A 17,511-nucleotide genomic window follows, 5' to 3' on the forward strand; every position below is an offset into this window, starting at 1 on the left:
GGGACTCAGCGGGTGAGCGCGGCGAAGAGCTGCTGGGCGGTCTCGCAGCGGTCGAGGAGCTCGCCCACGTGGGCCCGCGTGCCGCGCAGCGGGTCGATGGTCGGCACCCGCTGGAGCGACTCGCGCCCCGGCAGGTCGAAGATCACCGAGTCCCACGAGGCCGCGGCGACGTGGTCGGCGTACTTCTCCAGGCAGCGGCCGCGGAAGTAGGCGCGGGTGTCCTCCGGCGGGTCGTGCATGGCGTCGTCGACCCCGGGCTGGTCGAGCAGGCGCTCGATGCGCCCGGCGCCGACGAGGCGGTGGTAGAGGCCCTTCTCGGGGCGGATGTCGGAGTACTGGAGGTCGATGAGGGCCAGCTTGGCGTCGTCCCAGTCCAGGCCGTCGCGGGAACGGTACTGCTCGAGCAGCTTGAGCTTGGCCACCCAGTCCAGCTCGCCGGCGCAGAGCATCGGGTCGCGCTCGAGCCGGTCGAGCACCGACTCCCAGCGGGCGAGCACGTCGACGGTCTGCGCGTCGGCGTCGTCGCCGAGGCGGTCCTCGACGTACTTGCGGGCCAGCTCGAGGTACTCCATCTGCAGCTGCACCGCGGTCAGCGTGCGCCCGTCGCGCAGCCGCAGCAGCTGGCGCAGCGTCGGGTCGTGGGAGACCTCGCGCAGCGCGGCGACGGGGCCCTCGACGGCCAGGTCGCGGTCGAGGAAGCGGTCCTCGATCATGGCCAGCACCAGCGAGGTCGTGCCCACCTTGAGGTAGGTCGACACCTCGGCGAGGTTGGCGTCGCCGATGATGACGTGGAGGCGGCGGTACTTCTCGGGGTCGGCGTGCGGCTCGTCACGGGTGTTGATGATCGGGCGCTTGAGCGTGGTCTCCAGGCCCACCTCGACCTCGAAGAAGTCGGCGCGCTGGCTGACCTGGAACCCGTGCTGGCGACCGTCCTGGCCGATGCCGACCCGGCCGGCTCCGCAGACGACCTGGCGGCTGACGAAGAACGGTGTCAGGTGCTTGACGATGTCGGCGAACGGGGTCGAGCGGCGCATGAGGTAGTTCTCGTGCGCGCCGTAGGAGGCGCCCTTGCCGTCGGTGTTGTTCTTGTACATCAGGATCGGCGCGCCGCCGGGCAGCTGGCCCGCCCTGACCTGGGCGTCGAGCATGACCTGCTCGCCGGCCTTGTCCCAGCGCACGATATCGAGCGGCGTGGTGACCTCGGGCGTGGAGTACTCGGGGTGGGCGTGGTCGACGTAGAGCCGGGCGCCGTTGCTGAGGATCACGTTGGCCAGGCCGAGGTCCTCGTCGGTCAGCTGCGAGACGTCGGCCACCTGGCGCGACATGTCGAAGCCGCGGGCGTCGCGCAGGGGCGACTCCTCCTCGAAGTCCCACCGGGCCCGGCGGGCGCGCACCGTGGCCGAGGCGTAGGCGTTGACGACCTGCGAGGAGGCCACCATCGGGTTGGCGTGGGGCTGCCCGGCCACGGAGATGCCGTACTCGACCTCGGTGCCCATGACCCGTCGCACGCTCATGGCGCGAGCCTACGCCGGAGGTGCCTGCGGCTCCGCGGCCACCGGGGGTCCGGTCGGCCGCGGAGCCGGCTGCGGCCTAGAGGTACTGGCCGGTGTTGGCGACGGTGTCGATGGAGCGCCCCGGCTCGGTGCCCTGCTTGCCGGTGATGAGCGTGCGGATGAAGACGATCCGCTCGCCCTTCTTGCCCGAGATCCGCGCCCAGTCGTCGGGGTTGGTGGTGTTGGGCAGGTCCTCGTTCTCCTTGAACTCGTCGACGCACGCCTGAAGCATGTGCGAGACCCGCAGGCCGCGCTGGTCGTGGTCGAGCAGGTCCTTGATGGCCATCTTCTTGGCACGGTCGACGATGTTCTGGATCATCGCCCCGGAGTTGAAGTCCTTGAAGTAGAGGACCTCCTTGTCGCCGTTGGCGTAGGTCACCTCGAGGAAGCGGTTCTCCTCGGTCTCGGTGTACATCCGCTCGACGGTGGCCCGGATCATGCCGGCCACGCACGCGTCGCGGTCGCCGCCGAACTCGGCGAGGTCGTCGGCGTGCAGCGGCAGCGAGGTCTTGAGGTACTTGCTGAAGATGTCGCGCGCCGACTCGGCGTCAGGGCGCTCGATCTTGATCTTCACGTCGAGCCGACCCGGGCGCAGGATCGCGGGGTCGATCATGTCCTCGCGGTTGGAGGCCCCGATGACCAGCACGTTCTCGAGCAGCTCGACGCCGTCGATCTCGCTGAGCAGCTGCGGGACGATGGTGTTCTCGACGTCGGAGGAGACCCCGGAGCCGCGGGTGCGGAAGAGGGAGTCCATCTCGTCGAAGAACACGATCACCGGGGTGCCGGTGCTGGCCTTCTCCCGGGCGCGCTGGAAGACCAGCCGGATGTGGCGCTCGGTCTCGCCGACGTACTTGTTGAGCAGCTCGGGGCCCTTGATGTTGAGGAAGTACGACTTGCCCTCCTGTCCCGTCCTGGCCGCGACCTTCTTGGCCAGGCTGTTGGCGACGGCCTTGGCGATGAGGGTCTTGCCGCAGCCGGGCGGGCCGTAGAGCAGCACGCCCTTGGGCGGCTTGAGCTCGTGCTCCTTGAACAGCTCGGGGTGGAGGTAGGGCAGCTCGACGGCGTCCTGGATCATCTCGATCTGGCCGCCGAGGCCGCCGATCGACTCGTAGGCGATGTCGGGGACCTCCTCGAGGACCAGCTCCTCGACCTCCGACTTCGGGACCTTCTCGTAGACGTAGCCCGCCCGCGAGTCCAGCAGCAGGGAGTCGCCCGCGCGGATGGTCTCCTGGCGCAGGGGCTCGGCGAGGCGCACGACGCGCTCCTCGTCGGCGTTGGCGATGACCAGGGCCCGCTCGCCGTCGGCGAGCAGCTCCTTGAACATCACGACCTCGCCGACCTGCTCGAACTCCAGGGCGGCCACGACGTTGAGGGCCTCGTTGAGCATGACCTCCTGGCCGCGGCGCAGGTCGTCGAGGTCGACGCCCGGGCTCACCGTCACCCGCAGCTTGCGCCCGCCGGTGAACACGTCGACGGAGTCGTCGTCGTTGCGCGCCAGGAACGTGCCGAAGCCGGCCGGCGGCTGGGCCAGGCGGTCGACCTCCTCCTTGAGCTTGAGGATCTGGTCGCGGGCCTCCCGCAGCGTCTGCGCGAGGCGTTCGTTCTGCGAGGTCACCGCGGCCAGCGACCGCTGGGTGTCGGCGAGGCGCAGCTCGAGGCCGCGCGGGCTCCCCGGAGCCTCGGAGAGACGACGACGCAGGTCGCCCACCTCCTGCTCCAGGAAGCGGACCTGGGTCATGAGCTCCTCGGGGCTCGCGCCCCCCGTGCCGTACCGACTCGATCCTGACGGGTTCTCCGACGTCATCAGCGCACCTCCTGTGCTGGCGACACTACCCGCGCGACGACGTCAGGGAAGGGCGGATCCCACGGTGTCGGTCACGTTTTGGTCGCGCCCCCGACACCGCCGCGCCACCGGCACCGCCGTGCCACCCGGGCGGGTGGGGACGACCCGGGCGCGCTCAGTCGGAGGCGGGCTCCTCGACCGGCACGTCGGGCGGGCGGGGGCCGGAGTAGTCGGGGCCGTAGGCGCCGGGGGCGGGACGACGGGTCTTGCGCGGCGGGCGCTCCCCCGGGGCCATCCGGCGCGCGGTCACCAGGAACGCGGTGTGGCCGATCATCTTGTGGCCCGGGCGCACCGCCAGGCCCTCGACGTGCCAGTCGCGCACGAGCGACTCCCACGGCTGGGGCTCGGTGAAGCCGCCGTGGGCCCGGACGGTCTCGACGAAGCGGGAGAGCTGGGTCGTCGTGGCGACGTAGGCGCAGACGATGCCGCCGGGCACGAGCGCGTCGGCGGCGGCGTCGAGACACTCCCAGGGGGCGAGCATGTCGAGGATGATGCGGTCGCAGCGCTCCCCGGAGGCCGGCAGCGCCTCGGCCAGGTTGCCCAGGCGCAGCTGCCACGCGGGGTGGCTGCTGCCCTCGGGTGCACCGAAGAACTGGTGGACGTTGCGCTGGGCGACCTCGGCGAACTCCTCGCGGCGCTCGTAGGAGGTCACCCGGCCGAAGGGACCGACCGCGCGCAGCAGCGAGCAGGTCAGCGCGCCGGAGCCGACCCCGGCCTCGACCACGCGCGCGCCCGGGAAGATGTCGGCCAGGGCCACGATCTGGGCGGCGTCCTTGGGGTAGACGACGGCCGCGCCGCGGGGCATGGAGACGACGAACTCCGAGAGCAGCGGGCGGAAGACGAGGTACTCCCCGCCCGCCGACGAGGCGAGGGTGAAGCCCTCCTCGCGCCCGATGAGGTCGTCGTGCTCGAGGTGGCCGCGGTTGGAGAAGAAGCGCTTGCCCGGCACCAGCTCGAAGTTGTGCCGGCGGCCCTTGGTGTCGGTCAGGCGCACCCACTCCCCCGCGCGCAGCGGGCCGCGGTGCACACCCGACCACGCCTCCGGCGGTACGTCGGGATCGCGGGCCGGCTCGCCCGCAGCGTCGGCGGGCTCGGCGGGCTCGGTCGGCACGGGCTGCTCAGGCTGGTCGGGCACGGCCGGAACCCTAGGCCATCGGGCGCGCTCAGCCCGCAGTGGCGCGGAATGCCGCCTCGAGGTCGGCGGAGGAGAGCACCCCGAAGACCGAGCCGTCGTCGGAGACCAGGACGTACTCGCTGGCCGGCTCGCTGCCCATCGCGCGCAGCAGCCCCTCCCCGCTCAGACCGACCGGGAGGGTCAGCCCGGGCGCGAGGGCCCGGCTGACGGTGGAGGTGGCCACCCAGGGGCGACGCTCCTCCGGCGTGGCGAGGAGGGCGGCCTCGTTGACGACGCCCACCGGGCGACCGTCAGGGGCGACGGTGACGATGCTCCCGGCCGCGGCCTCCTGGGCGCGGCGGACCGCCTCGGCCAGCGGCAGGTCGCTCGGCACCGCCAGGGTGCGCCGGGCCAGGTCGCGGGCGACGAGCGCCGGCAGGCGTCGGCGCAGCCGGGCGTGCGTCATGGCCGCGCTCGACCCGGCCCACAGGAAGGTGGCGACCACGAAGGCCAGCACGTAGTCGAGCAGGTCGGGGGCCACACCGGTGAGCGCCTGCTGCGCGGCCGGCCAGAACAGCACGGCCACCGCGGTCACCCGGCCGCCCCAGCCCGCGACGATGCTGCCGCGGTGCTGGTCGCCGGTGGCGCCCCACACCGCCGCCTTGAGCACCCGCCCCCCGTCGAGCGGGAGGCCGGGCACGAGGTTGAGCACGCCGACCAGCAGGTTGGAGGCGGCCAGGATGCCGATCCCCAGGCGCAGCAGGCCGTCGGGGGTGATCCACCACAGCCCACCCGCCACCGCGCCGACGGCCAGGGAGGTGAGGGGGCCGACGACGGCGATCCAGAACTCCTGGCGCGGGGTGCGCGACTCGGCGTCGATCGTGGTGGCGCCGCCGAGGAAGTGCAGCGTGATCGCGGTGACCCGGAAGCCGTAGCGGCGGGCGACGACGGCGTGGGAGGCCTCGTGCAGCAGCACCGAGCCGTAGAGCACCACGGCGAGGACGACGCCCACGACGTACTTCAGCGCTCCCAGCCCTCCCCGGGCCGCCTCCACCTGCGGGGCGAGGATGACCGAGATCAGCGCCGCGACCAGGAACCACGAGGAGGAGACGAGGACGTCGCTGCCGGCGATGGTGCCGACCTTGAACGTGCCCGCGGGGCGCGCGCGGCCTCGCTCGGGGGTCGGCGGGTCGCCCTGCGGGCCGGTCGGGGACACGCTGCGAGGCTATCGGACCCGCGGTGGCCCGCTCACGGGCGCGGGGACGTCGGCGGTCGGCCCTAGGCTGCCCGGCATGGCCAGCCCCACCGTCCCGACCGTCGCCGCCTCCCCCGCCGAGCGGCTCTCGACACCGGTCGACGGCGTCGAGGTCGTGGGCGCGCTCTCGCCCAGCCGGGCCGGCGACTTCACCACCTGCCCCCTGCTCTACCGCTTCCGCACCATCGACCGCCTGCCCGAGCCGCCCAGCGTCGACGCCGTGCGCGGCACGCTGGTGCACAAGGTGCTGGAGGACCTCTTCGACCTGCCGGCCGCCGAGCGCACCCCCGACCGCGCGCGCACGATGGTCGACCCGACGTGGGAGGCGCTGGTCGAGGCCGAGCCGGGCCTCGCCGAGCTCTTCGAGGACCGCGAGGGGCCGCAGGCCGCGGCCTGGCTGGCGTCGTGCCGCGTGGTGCTGGACCGGTGGTTCACCCTCGAGGACCCCACGCGGCTCGAGCCGGCGGAGCGCGAGGTCTACGTCGAGACCGTCCTGGAGTCGCGGCTGCTGCTGCGGGGCTTCGTGGACCGGCTCGACGTGGCGCCCGACGGCGCGCTGCGCGTGGTCGACTACAAGACCGGACGCTCCCCGGGCGAGGGCTTCGAGGCCCGTGCGCTCTTCCAGATGCGGTTCTACGCCCTGGTGCTGTGGCGCACGCGGGGGGTCGTGCCGAAGGTCCTGCAGCTGGTCTACCTGGGCAACGGCGAGATCGTCCGCTGCGAGCCCGACGAGGCCGACCTGGTCGCCACCGAGCGCAAGGTGGAGGCCATCTGGGCCGCGATCCGCAGCGCCCGCGAGAGCGGGGAGTGGCTGCCCAGCCCCGGACGGCTGTGCTCGTGGTGCGCCCACCAGGCCCTCTGCCCGGCCTTCGGGGGCACTCCCCCGCCGCTGCCGGTCGTGGAGCCCTCCGACGCCGTGTCGGCTCAGGTGTCCGAGGACGCCCCCGGCACCTCCACGCCCTGACGCTCGGCCCACAGCGCGGCCTGCGTGCGGTCGACGACGCCGATCGCGGCGTAGACCCGGGTCAGGTGGGCCTTGACGGTGCGGTCGGTGATGCCCAGGCGGCGGGCGATCTGCTTGTTGGCCAGACCGGCGCGGACGAGTCCCAGCACCTCCAGCTCGCGGCGGGTCAGCCCCGCCGGGGTGCTCGCGCGGCCCCCGGGCGGTGGCACGCCGGGACCACCCGTCCCGGGCAGGCGGCCCCCGGACGGCTGCCGGGAGCCGAGGAGCTGGCGCGCGGCGCGGGGGTCGAGGGGGGACTCCCCGCGGCTGACCGCGTGGACCCCGGCCACGAGCACGTCGGGGTCGGCGTCCTTGAGCAGGTAGCCGACCGCACCCGCGTCGAGGGCCGCGACGATGCGCTCGGAGTCGGAGAACGACGTCAGCACCAGCACCTCGGCCAGCCCCTCGGCGACGACCGCGCGGGTCGCCTGCACGCCGTCGACCCCCGGCATCTGCAGGTCCATCACCACGACGTCGGGTCGCAGCCGTCGTGCGAGGTCGACGGCCTCGGCGCCGTCGGCGGCCGACCCGACCACCTCGACCCCGGCGCTCGCCGAGAGCAGCTGCGAGAGACCGTGCCGCACCACGGCGTGGTCGTCGACGAGCACGACCCGCACGACGGGCACCGCGGGCACGTGGTCGCTCACCGCTCGACCCTCAGCAGGACGCGGGTGCCCTCGCCGGGCGCGCTGTCGACCACCAGGGAGCCGCCGGTGTCCTCGACGAGGCTCTGCAGGCCGCGCAGGCCGTAGCTGCTGCGGTCGCGGACCGCCTCGGGGTCGAACCCGACGCCGTCGTCGGCCACCTCGAGCACCAGCCCGGAGGGCGCGGCGCCGACCTCCACCGAGAGCCTCCCGGCGGCGGAGTGCCGGATGGCGTTGCGCACGGCCTCCTGCGCCACGCGCCAGACCAGCGCCACCTCCGCGTCGGGCGCGTGGGCCACGTCGTCGTGCACGGCCACGGTGGCCTCGATGCCCGCGGCCTCGGCGGGAGCCACGAGGTCGGACAGCGCGGCGGCCAGCCCGCGCGCGTGCAGGTCGGGCGGGTGGATCTCCGCCAGCAGCGAGCGCAGCGCCTTGAGGCTGTCGCGCAGCGCCACACCGGTGTCCTCCAGGAGGTCGCGGGCCCGGGTGGGTGTCGCCGGGTCACGGCTCAGCGCCGACAGGGAGAAGGCGGTGCCGGCGAGGTCCTGCACCACGCCGTCGTGCAGGTCGCGTGCGATGCGGCGCCGCTCCGCATCGGAGGCGCTGATCGCCGAGCGCAGCAACCGCTCCCGGTCGCGGGACGCCGTGCGGAGCTGGCGGGTGAGGAGGGTCAGCAGGCAGGTGACGATCACCACGAGCAGGAGGAAGGGGCCCACGGTGATCCAGCGGTAGGCGTTGTAGATCTCCGCGCGCCGCGACTCGATGTCCTGCACGTCGTAGAACGCCTCGACGAGCACCTGCCGTCCCTGCGGCGTCTGGCTCCCGGTGAAGACCTGGACCAGGTCCTCCGGGGAGCCGTCGGGTCCGGCGGGCACCAGGGGGGCCCGATCCCCCGCCGGCGCCGATCCCGTGCCTCCGTCGAGCAGTGCCGCCTCCTCGGCGGCGGTGAGGGGGTAGACCTGTCCGATCAGGCTGAGGTCGGGGGCGTAGACGACCGTGCCGTCGGCGGCGCGCACCGTCAGCGCCTCGATCCGCGCCGGGCTGTTGGTCACCAGCTGCCGCATCTCCCGGTCGAAGCGGTCGAGGGTGCCGGGGAGCGACTTGCTGCTGCCGGGGAACAGACGCTCCTTGAGGTAGGGCTCCACCAGGGCGGTCGTGACGAGGCGGTTGGTCGCCCGGCGCTCGGCCAACGCGCCTTCCTCGGCGGCGCGGTCCGCGAGGCGTCCCGCGACGACCGCGATGACGACCAGGAGGGCGCCGCTGACGAGGAGGAACCCGACGACGGGGTGGCGCAGCAGCCTCATGGTCCTCAGATCGTGACAGCGGGCTCGGTCAGAAGATGACCTCACCCTTGCAGATCACGCCGTTCGCCGTGTTCTCAGCCCGGAACTCGATGTCGTCGGCACCCCCGAGGTCGATCATCGACCGCGAGATGCGGAAGGACCGGTCGGCGTCCTTGGCGCGCACCTCGCCCTTGGCCGAGAAGTCGTCGTTGTGACGCATGCGCCACTCCCAGACGTCGTCGTCCTCGGAGAAGACGCTGCCGACGACGGTGAGGCGCCCGTTGCCGTCGGCGCTGACACGGAGCTTGTAGCTCGACGTGCTGTCACCGCGGCAGCCTCCCCGATCAGTCTCGCCGTCACCCGCCGCCGCACCAGGTGCGGTGGCGAGGGCCGCTGCGCCCACCATGCATAAGGACGTGACGACGAGACTGATCCGGGCCGGCACCGCTGCTCTCCTCCGCTTCCGCGGAGTCGAGTGGCGTCCCCGAGGTGAGGTAAATCTGACCGACGCGAGGGGGGCAGCGCCACTGTCCTCTGGTACTAGGACCCCGGTACGACCCGGACGGGTCGACCCGGTCGGCCGCCGGTCGGTGCCAGCGGCTTCAGCGGGCACGCCGCTCCGCCCCGGCTGCGGCGTGGGTGGCGGCGAGGTCGTCGACCCCGAGCCCGTGCAGGCTGTCGCGGAAGACCCGGCGCGGCCCGGGCGGCACCGCCACGTGGTGCGGCACCACGAGCACCGAGCACCCGGCCGCGGCGGCCGAGGCGGCGCCGGTGGCGGAGTCCTCGACGGCCAGGCAGTGCGCGGGATCGAGCCCCAGCCGCTCGGCCGCGAGCAGGTAGGGGTCGGGGTGGGGCTTGCCCCGCTCGACCTGGTCGCCGGTCACGACGACGTCGAAGCTGGCCTCCGGGAGCGCATCGACGACCGGCTCGACGAAGCGGGTCCACGACATCGTCACCAGCGCCGTCGGGAGCCCCGCCGCGCGTGTCGCGGAGAGGAGCTCGCGGGCGCCCGGCCGCCACGGCACGTCGACGCGCACCTGCTCGACGACACCGTCGAGCAGGCGCTCGACGATGGCGCGGGGGGTGAGGTCGAGGCCCATGCGCTCGCGGATGTAGACCGCCGAGTCGAGCAGGTCGTTGCCGACCAGCCGCATCGCGTCCTCGTGGGTCCACGTCGCACCGTGCTCCGCGGCCAGCGCGTGCTCCGTGGCGATCCAGTAGGGCTCGGTGTCGACGAGCGTGCCGTCCATGTCCCACAGGACCGCCGCGGGCAGGGCTCCGCCGCGGCCCCGTCCGGCGGAGCGCACGAGGTCGGCCTCAGTCATCGGGGTCGTAGCCCAGGCTCGGCGAGAGCCACCGCTCCGCCTCCGCGAGCGACCAGCCCTTGCGCGCGGCGTAGTCCTCGACCTGGTCGCGACCGAGGCGACCCACGACGAAGTACTGCGACTGCGGGTGGCTGAAGTACCAGCCCGACACCGACGCACCGGGCCACATCGCCATCGACTCGGTGAGGGTGATCCCGGTGGTCTTCTCGACGTCGAGGAGGTCCCACAGGGTCAGCTTCTCGGTGTGGTCGGGGCAGGCCGGGTAGCCCGGCGCGGGGCGGATGCCGGAGTACTTCTCGGCGATGAGGTCCTCGTTGCTCAGCTGCTCCTCGGGCACGTGGCCCCAGAACTCCGTGCGCACCCGCTGGTGCAGACGCTCGGCGAAGGCCTCGGCGAGGCGGTCGGCCAGCGACTCCAGCAGGATCGCGCTGTAGTCGTCGTGCTCGGCCTTGTAGGCCTCGACGCGCTCGGGCAGGCCGATGCCGGCGGTGACCGCGAAGCCGCCGACGTGGTCGGCGATGCCCGTCTCGCGGGGGGCGACGTAGTCGGCCAGCGAGCGGTGGGGCACGCCCTCGCGGTGCTCGCCCTGCTGGCGCAGGTGGTGGAGCACCGTGCGCACCTCGGTGCGCTCCTCGTCGGCCCACACGACGGTGTCGTCACCGTCGCCGTTGGCCGGCAGCAGCCCGTAGACCCCGCGCGCGGTGAGCCACTTCTCGGCCACGATGCGGTCGAGCATCTCCTGTGCGTCGTCGTAGAGCTTGCGCGCGGTCTCCCCCGAGGCGGGGTTGTTGAGGATGTCGGGGAAGCGCCCCTTCATCTCCCAGGCGTTGAAGAAGGGCTGCCAGTCGATGTACTCGCGCAGCTCGGCGATGTCGTAGTCCTCGAGCACGTGGACGCCGGGGCGGCGCGGCGCCGGGGCGTCGTAGCCGCTCCAGTCCACGGGGGTGGCGTCGGCGCGGGCCCGGTCGTAGGGCAGCAGGCGACGCTCGCTCTTGCCGGCGTGACGGGTGCGCAGGGAGTCGTAGTCGGCCTTGACGTCGGCCAGCAGGGCCTCGCGGCGCGTCTCGTGCAGCAGCGCCGCCGCGGTGGGCACCGAGCGCGAGGCGTCCTTGACCCACACGACCGGTCCGTCGTAGCGGGGGTCGACCTTGACCGCGGTGTGGGCGCGCGAGGTGGTGGCCCCGCCGATGAGCAGCGGGATGGTCAGGCCCTGGCGCTGCATCTCGGTGGCCAGGTTGACCATCTCGTCCAGCGAGGGCGTGATGAGGCCCGACAGCCCGATGATGTCGGCGCCGACCTCCTGGGCGGTGTCGAGGATCTTCTGCGCCGGCACCATGACGCCGAGGTCGATGACCTCGTAGTTGTTGCACTGCAGCACCACACCGACGATGTTCTTGCCGATGTCGTGCACGTCGCCCTTGACCGTGGCCATGACGATCGTGCCGTTGGTCTCCTTGGCGGTGGCCAGCGCCGGGTTGTCGAGCTTCTCCTGCTCGATGAACGGGATGAGGTAGGCCACGGCCTTCTTCATCACGCGCGCCGACTTCACCACCTGCGGCAGGAACATCTTGCCCGCGCCGAAGAGGTCGCCGACGACGTCCATGCCCGACATCAGCGGGCCCTCGATGACCTCGATCGGTCGACCGCCGCGCGCCGCGATCTCCCGGCGCAGCTCCTCGGTGTCGGACTCCACGTGGGCGTCGAGCCCCTTGACCAGGGCGTGCGTGATGCGCTCCCCCACCGGGAGCTCGCGCCAGGCCTCGGTGACGGCCTCGACGGCCTCGCCGGCGCGGTTGTGCTCCTCGGCGATCTCCAGCAGGCGCTCGGCGGCGTCGGGGCGCCGGTCGAGCACGACGTCCTCGATGCGCTCGCGCAGCTCGGGCTCGACCTCGTCGTAGACCACCAGGGCGCCGGCGTTGACGATGCCCATGTCGAGACCGGCCTCGATGGCGTGGAAGAGGAAGACGGCGTGGATCGCCTCGCGCACCGGGTTGTTGCCGCGGAAGGAGAAGCTGACGTTGGAGATGCCGCCCGAGACCTTCGCCCCGGGGAGGTTCTGCTTGATCCAGCGGGTGGCCTCGATGAAGTCCAGCCCGTAGGACGCGTGCTCCTCGATGCCGGTGGCCACCGCGAAGACGTTGGGGTCGAAGATGATGTCCTCGGGCGGGAAGTCGACCTCGTCGACCAGGATCCGGTAGGCGCGCTCGCAGATGGCCTTGCGGCGCTCCAGGTTGTCGGCCTGGCCGTCCTCGTCGAAGGCCATGACCACCGCGGCGGCGCCGTACTTGCGGCACAGGCGGGCCTGGGCGCGGAAGGCGTCCTCGCCCTCCTTCATCGAGATCGAGTTCACGATGGCCTTGCCCTGGACGTTCTTCAGGCCGGCCTCGATGACCTCGAACTTCGAGGAGTCCACCATCACCGGCACCCGGCTGATGTCGGGCTCGCTGGCGATGAGCTTGGTGAAGCGGTCCATGGCCGCGACGCCGTCGATCATGCCCTCGTCCATGTTGACGTCGATGACCTGCGCGCCGTTCTCGACCTGCTGCGCGGCGACCGACAGGGCCGCGTCGTAGTCGCCGGCCTTGATGAGGTTGCGGAAGCGGGCCGAGCCGGTGATGTTGGTGCGCTCGCCGATGTTGACGAAGAGGCTGGAGGAGTCGACGGTGAAGGGCTCGAGGCCCGAGAGGCGCAGCGCGGGGGCCACCGACGGCACCTCGCGGCGGGTGCGTCCCTCGACGGCGCCTGCGATGGCCGCGATGTGGGCCGGGGTGGTGCCGCAGCAGCCGCCGACGATGTTGACGAAGCCGGCCTCCGCGAACTCCCCCACGACCGCGGCCGTCTGCTCCGGGGTCTCGTCGTACTCGCCGAAGGCGTTGGGCAGCCCGGCGTTGGGGTAGCAGGACACGAAGGTGTCGGCGATGCGCGAGATCTCGGCGACGTAGGGGCGCATCTCGCTGGCCCCGAGGGCGCAGTTGAGGCCGACCGCGATCGGTCGGGCGTGGCGCACGGAGTCCCAGAAGGCCTCGGTGACCTGGCCCGACAGCGTGCGCCCCGAGGCGTCGGTGATCGTGCCGGAGATGATGACCGGCCAGCGGCGCCCGGTCTGCTCGAAGAGGGTCTCGAGGGCGAAGATCGCGGCCTTGGCGTTGAGGGTGTCGAAGATGGTCTCGACCATCAGCAGGTCGGCCCCGCCGTCGACGAGGCCGCGGGCGGCCTCGAGGTAGGCCTCGACGAGCTGGTCGTAGGAGACGTTGCGCGCGCCCGGGTCGTTGACGTCCGGGGAGATGGAGGCGGTGCGGGTGGTGGGACCGAGCGCACCCGCGACGTAGCGCGGCCGCTCCGGGGTGGCCACCTCGTCGGCGACGCGGCGGGCCAGCCGCGCGGCCTCGAGGTTGAGCTCGCGGGCCAGCTCGGCCATGCCGTAGTCCGAGAGCGAGACGGCGTTGGCGTTGAAGGTGTTGGTCTCGAGCAGGTCGGCGCCGGCCTCGAGGTACTCCCGGTGGATGCCCGCGATGATGTCGGGCTGCGTCAGCGTGAGCAGGTCGTTGTTGCCGACCAGGTCGCTGGGCCAGTCGGCGAAGCGCTCGCCGCGGTAGCCGGCCTCGTCGGGCCGGTCGCGCTGGATCGCGGTGCCCATCGCGCCGTCGAGCACCAGGATCCGCTCCTGCAGGGCGCGGGTGAGCGCCTCGGTGGCGTCGGGACGCCAGTCGACGGAGGTGTCCTCGGGCTCGGGCAACGCAGCTCCTCTCGGGGGGCGCCGCGCTCGACCCGGACGACGGTGGCCGGGCGTGCGCGGGCGGTCTGGCCAGCGTAGGAACAGCGTCCGAGGGCCGGACAGGATTCCCAGATCGTGACACCGGTCCGCGGACCGGACGAAATCCTCACCCGTCTCCTAGGCTGGCTCGATGATCGAGATCCAGGACGGCTCCGAGCTGGTGGACCCCATCGTCATCGCTGCCTTCGAGGGATGGAACGACGCCGCCGACGCCGCCTCCTCGGTCGTGGACCACCTGATCCGGGTGTGGGGCGCCCGCATCGTCGGGGCGGTCGACCCCGAGGACTTCTACGACTTCCAGGTCAACCGCCCGCTGGTCGGGGTCGACGAGCACGGCCACCGTCGCCTGACCTGGCCCACCACCCAGATCGCCGTGGCCTCCCCGCCCGACCTCGACCGCGACGTCATCCTCATCCGCGGCATCGAGCCCAACATGCGCTGGCGCCAGTTCTGCGCCGAGCTGCTGGCGGCCTGCGACGAGCTGGGCGGCAACCTGGTGGTGACCCTCGGCGCCCTGCTCGCCGACACCCCCCACACCCGCCCGATCCCCGTGACCGGCACCGCGACCGAGCCCGAGCTGGTCGACCGCCTCAAGCTCGAGCAGTCCACCTACGAGGGCCCCACCGGCATCGTCGGCGTCTTCCAGGACGCCTGCGTGCGGGTGGACATGCCGGCGGTCTCCTACTGGGCGGCCGTGCCCCACTACGTCGCGCAGCCGCCCTGCCCCAAGGCGACGCTGGCGCTCATCGGCCAGCTGGAGGACCTGCTCGAGGTCTCGATCCCCCTCGGCGAGCTGCCCGAGGACGCCCGCGCCTGGGAGCGCGGGGTCGACGAGCTGGCCGAGGACGACGAGGACGTCGCCGACTACGTGCGCTCCCTGGAGGAGACCCGCGACACCACCGACCTGCCCGAGGCCTCGGGCGAGGCGATCGCGCGGGAGTTCGAGCGCTACCTCAAGCGGCGCACCGACGGCGACTGACCGCCCCGCCCGCCGGCCGGGGCCGGCTCAGAGGGCCAGGCCGAGCGCGGCGTCGAGCAGCACGTGGACGCTGCGCGCCGCGTCGGGGTCGGAGGTGTCGGCCAGGCCGTGGGTGCCGAGGGTGGCGTCGACCCACGCGTCGACGGCGGCGAGCGCCCGCGGGGCGTCGAGGTCGTCGGCCAGCGCCGCGAGCACCTCGGTGACGACCGGCTCGGCCGGTGCGCCGGCCCCGAGGGCGATCGCCTTGCGCCACTCGGCGAGGCGGTCGACGTTGTCGAAGAGCTCGGCGTCGGTCCACTCCCAGTCGCTGCGGTAGTGGTGGCGCAGCAGGGTCGCGCGGATCGCCATCGGGTCGACGTCGCTGTTGCGCAGCGCGGAGACGAACACCAGGTTGCCGCGCGACTTCGACATCTTCTCGCCGTCGTAGGCCACCATCCCGGCGTGGGAGTAGACCTGGGCGAAGGGCGTGCCCGGCTCGGCGACCTGGGCGTGACCGGCGCACATCTCGTGGTGCGGGAAGACCAGGTCGCTGCCGCCGGCCTGCACGTCGAAGGCCCCCCCGAGGTGCTCCATGGCGATCGCGGTGCACTCCACGTGCCAGCCCGGGCGGCCGGGGCCGAAGGGGCTGGGCCACGACGGCTCGCCCTCCCGCTCCCCGCGCCACACGACGCAGTCGAGGGGGTCGCGCTTGCCGGGGCGGTCGGGGTCGCCGCCGCGCTCGGGGAAGATCCGCAGCATGGCCTCGCGGTCCAGGCCCGACTCCTCGCCGAAGGCCGGGTCGGCGGTGACCGAGAAGTAGAGGTCGTCCTCGACCCGGTAGACCGCACCGGCGGCCTGGAGCCGCTCGACGAGGGCCACCACGAGGGGGATCGACTCGACGGCGCCGACGTACTCGGCCGGGGGCAGGACGCGCAGGGCGGTCATGTCCTGGCGGAAGAGCTCGGTCTCGCGCTCGGCCAGCGCGGTCCACTCGACGTGCACCTTGGTGGCGCGCTCCAGGAGCGGGTCGTCGACGTCGGTTACGTTCTGCACGTAGGTGACGTCGTGGCCGGCGCTGCGCCAGGCCCGGTTGAGCAGGTCGTAGGCGACGTAGGTGGCGGCGTGACCCATGTGCGTGGCGTCGTAGGGCGTGATGCCGCAGACGTAGAGACGGGCCGCGCCGGTCGGCGTGGTGGTGACCAGCTCGCCGCGCGGGGTGTCGTGGAGGGCGACCGCAGGGCCCTTCACGGGGAGGGTCGGGATCTCCGGGGCAGGCCAGGCACGCATGCCGCGCACTCTAGCCAGTCGGGTCGACGGCGCTGGTGGACGGTGCCGTTCGGCACGACGTCGGGCGCGGTGGGCGCGCGCCCCGGGACGGCGCGAGCCTCAGAACGGCGGCCAGGGGATCGCCGGGTGCTCGCCGCGCGGCGCCGGCAGGGCCCCCCGGTGCAGCAGGCGGTCGCAGCGGCGCGCGATGCAGTCGATCTCGAGGTCGGTGAGCAGGGGCGCCAGCGACGCTCCCAGCGCACCGGCCAGCCCCTCGCGCACCGCCGTGACCGCGGAGCGCTCCTCGTCGGTGAGCGGCTCGCCGACCCAGCCCCAGAGCACGGTGCGCAGCTTGTGCTCGTGGTGGAAGGCGATGCCGTGGTCGACGCCGAAGCGGTGGCCGTCGGCCATCTCCAGCACGTGGCCGCCCTTGCGGTCGGCGTTGTTGACGACCACGTCGAAGACCGCCATGCGTCGCAGGGCCGGGGTGTCCTCGTGGACCAGCGCGATCGGCCGGTCGCGGGCGTCGAGGCCGTCGAAGACGTGGAGGTAGCCCGGCGGCACCTCGCCCTCGGGCACCAGCGTCACCGCCTCCTGCTCGGCGTCGGGCTCCTGCCACTGCTGCACCATGCCCGGGCCGTGCGGGCCCCCGCGCAGCCACGTGCGGGGCACGACGCCCCACCCGGTGGCCTCGGAGACCAGGTACGCCGCCACCTCGCGGTGGGCCAGCGTGGCCCCGGGGAAGTCCCAGAGCGGCTTCTCCCCCGCGATCGGCTTGTAGACCACGCGGGTGCTGCCGACCGTGCCGAGGAAGGTCGCGTTGGACGCCGGCATGATCCGGCCCTCGAGCACGAGCTCGGCCGACTCGAGCACGTCGAGCGGGTCGGAGGTCTCCACGGTGGTCAGACGCCTCGGGTCAGGGCTCGCGCCGCTTGAACCCGTTGGCCCGCACGCACAGGTGGCCCTCGGGGTCCATCGGGTTGCCGCAGAAGGGGCAGCTCGGACGACCGGCCTCGAGGACCTGCTCGCTGCGCTTGACGAAGGCGCGGGCCTGCCCGGCGGGCAGGCGCACCAGCAGCACCTCGTCGGGCTCGGGCTCCTCGAAGTCCTCGTCGACCTGCTCGGGGCTGACGACGGCGGCCTCGGTGAAGGGGAAGACCTCGATCACGACGCGCTCGTCGTCGGGGTCCCACGACAGCGTCATCGTGCCCGCGCGGAACTCCTCGTCGATCGGCTGCTCCAGCGGCGCGGTGTCCTCGGTGCCGATCGGCGCCACCGCGGGCACCAGGGCGTCGCTGAGATCGCTCGACATGACGTCGTCGAGCAGCTCGTCGATGCGCTCGGCGAGCGCCGCGACCTGCTGCTTCTCGAGTGCCACGCTGACGACGCGGGCGCCGCTGCGGGCCTGGAGGAAGAACGTGCGGGCACCGGGCGGACCGACGGTGCCCGTGACGAACCGCTCGGGCGGGTCGAATCCGTGGACGACAGGCAT

The 17,511-nt window shown here is 72.9% G+C and carries 14 protein-coding genes; 2 read left to right on the forward strand and 12 right to left on the reverse strand.

Annotation, left to right across the window (positions count from 1 at the left end; translation table 11 throughout):
* Nucleotides 1-5: 5 nt before the first annotated feature.
* The 4 genes from dop to IR170_RS00845 all read right to left on the reverse strand — a co-directional run bounded on the left by dop (nucleotide 6) and on the right by IR170_RS00845 (nucleotide 5,726).
* Entirely contained in the window at nucleotides 6-1,514 is a 1,509-nt protein-coding gene (gene dop / locus IR170_RS00830; RefSeq protein WP_056904051.1) for a depupylase/deamidase Dop, read from the reverse strand.
* A gap of 76 nt (nucleotides 1,515-1,590) precedes the next feature.
* Entirely contained in the window at nucleotides 1,591-3,291 is a 1,701-nt protein-coding gene (gene arc / locus IR170_RS00835; protein WP_193660858.1) for a proteasome ATPase, read from the reverse strand.
* 220 nt (nucleotides 3,292-3,511) lie between these two features.
* A complete protein-coding gene (locus IR170_RS00840; protein ID WP_193661524.1) occupies nucleotides 3,512-4,423 on the reverse strand; it encodes a tRNA (adenine-N1)-methyltransferase in 912 nt (303 codons plus the stop codon).
* A gap of 136 nt (nucleotides 4,424-4,559) precedes the next feature.
* Nucleotides 4,560-5,726 carry a site-2 protease family protein gene (locus IR170_RS00845; protein ID WP_193660859.1) on the reverse strand — a complete coding sequence of 389 codons (1,167 nt, stop codon included), beginning with the start codon at nucleotides 5,724-5,726 and terminating at the stop codon, nucleotides 4,560-4,562.
* A 76-nt stretch (nucleotides 5,727-5,802) separates the two neighbouring features.
* Between IR170_RS00845 and IR170_RS00850 the strand changes: the two genes are divergently transcribed.
* Nucleotides 5,803-6,729, forward strand: a complete 927-nt coding sequence (locus IR170_RS00850; protein ID WP_193660860.1) for a RecB family exonuclease — start codon at nucleotides 5,803-5,805, stop codon at nucleotides 6,727-6,729.
* On the opposite strand, the gene IR170_RS20145 is transcribed toward IR170_RS00850, so the two are convergent.
* The 5 genes from IR170_RS20145 to metH all read right to left on the reverse strand — a co-directional run bounded on the left by IR170_RS20145 (nucleotide 6,690) and on the right by metH (nucleotide 13,756).
* On the reverse strand, nucleotides 6,690-7,415 hold the full coding sequence (locus IR170_RS20145) for a response regulator transcription factor (RefSeq protein WP_319804842.1): 726 nt from the start codon (nucleotides 7,413-7,415) through the stop codon (nucleotides 6,690-6,692). The genes IR170_RS00850 and IR170_RS20145 overlap by 40 nt on opposite strands.
* The gene (locus IR170_RS00860) at nucleotides 7,412-8,716 is read right to left on the reverse strand and encodes a sensor histidine kinase (protein ID WP_193660861.1); all 1,305 of its coding nucleotides are present in this window, start codon (nucleotides 8,714-8,716) and stop codon (nucleotides 7,412-7,414) included. Before IR170_RS00860 ends, IR170_RS20145 begins: the two co-directional genes overlap by 4 nt.
* A 28-nt stretch (nucleotides 8,717-8,744) precedes the next feature.
* The gene (locus IR170_RS00865) at nucleotides 8,745-9,140 is read right to left on the reverse strand and encodes a hypothetical protein (RefSeq protein ID WP_156697888.1); all 396 of its coding nucleotides are present in this window, start codon (nucleotides 9,138-9,140) and stop codon (nucleotides 8,745-8,747) included.
* Nucleotides 9,141-9,297: 157 nt separating this feature from the next.
* Complete coding sequence (locus IR170_RS00870) at nucleotides 9,298-10,020, reverse strand: HAD family hydrolase (protein ID WP_227488379.1); 723 nt, start codon at nucleotides 10,018-10,020, stop codon at nucleotides 9,298-9,300.
* Nucleotides 10,013-13,756 carry a methionine synthase gene (gene metH / locus IR170_RS00875; RefSeq protein WP_193660862.1) on the reverse strand — a complete coding sequence of 1,248 codons (3,744 nt, stop codon included), beginning with the start codon at nucleotides 13,754-13,756 and terminating at the stop codon, nucleotides 10,013-10,015. The genes IR170_RS00870 and metH overlap by 8 nt, the downstream gene beginning before the upstream one ends.
* 169 nt (nucleotides 13,757-13,925) lie before the next feature.
* On the opposite strand from metH, the gene IR170_RS00880 reads away from it, so the two are divergent.
* Nucleotides 13,926-14,774 (forward strand): PAC2 family protein, encoded by an 849-nt coding sequence (locus IR170_RS00880; RefSeq protein ID WP_056864408.1) that lies wholly within the window; start codon nucleotides 13,926-13,928, stop codon nucleotides 14,772-14,774.
* Nucleotides 14,775-14,801: 27 nt separating this feature from the next.
* Here the strand turns inward: IR170_RS00880 and mshC are convergent, their stop codons facing one another.
* The 3 genes from mshC to IR170_RS00895 form a co-directional block, all read right to left on the reverse strand.
* Nucleotides 14,802-16,040 (reverse strand): cysteine--1-D-myo-inosityl 2-amino-2-deoxy-alpha-D-glucopyranoside ligase, encoded by a 1,239-nt coding sequence (mshC, locus tag IR170_RS00885; protein WP_193660863.1) that lies wholly within the window; start codon nucleotides 16,038-16,040, stop codon nucleotides 14,802-14,804.
* Nucleotides 16,041-16,139: 99 nt separating this feature from the next.
* Complete coding sequence (locus IR170_RS00890; protein WP_193660864.1) at nucleotides 16,140-16,916, reverse strand: SCO1664 family protein; 777 nt, start codon at nucleotides 16,914-16,916, stop codon at nucleotides 16,140-16,142.
* Nucleotides 16,917-16,935: 19 nt separating this feature from the next.
* Nucleotides 16,936-17,511, reverse strand: coding sequence for a DUF3090 domain-containing protein (locus tag IR170_RS00895; protein WP_193660865.1), 576 nt, complete (start codon nucleotides 17,509-17,511; stop codon nucleotides 16,936-16,938).

It is taken from the genome of Nocardioides kribbensis (assembly GCF_015070375.1).
In the GTDB taxonomy this organism is placed as follows: domain Bacteria; phylum Actinomycetota; class Actinomycetes; order Propionibacteriales; family Nocardioidaceae; genus Nocardioides; species Nocardioides kribbensis.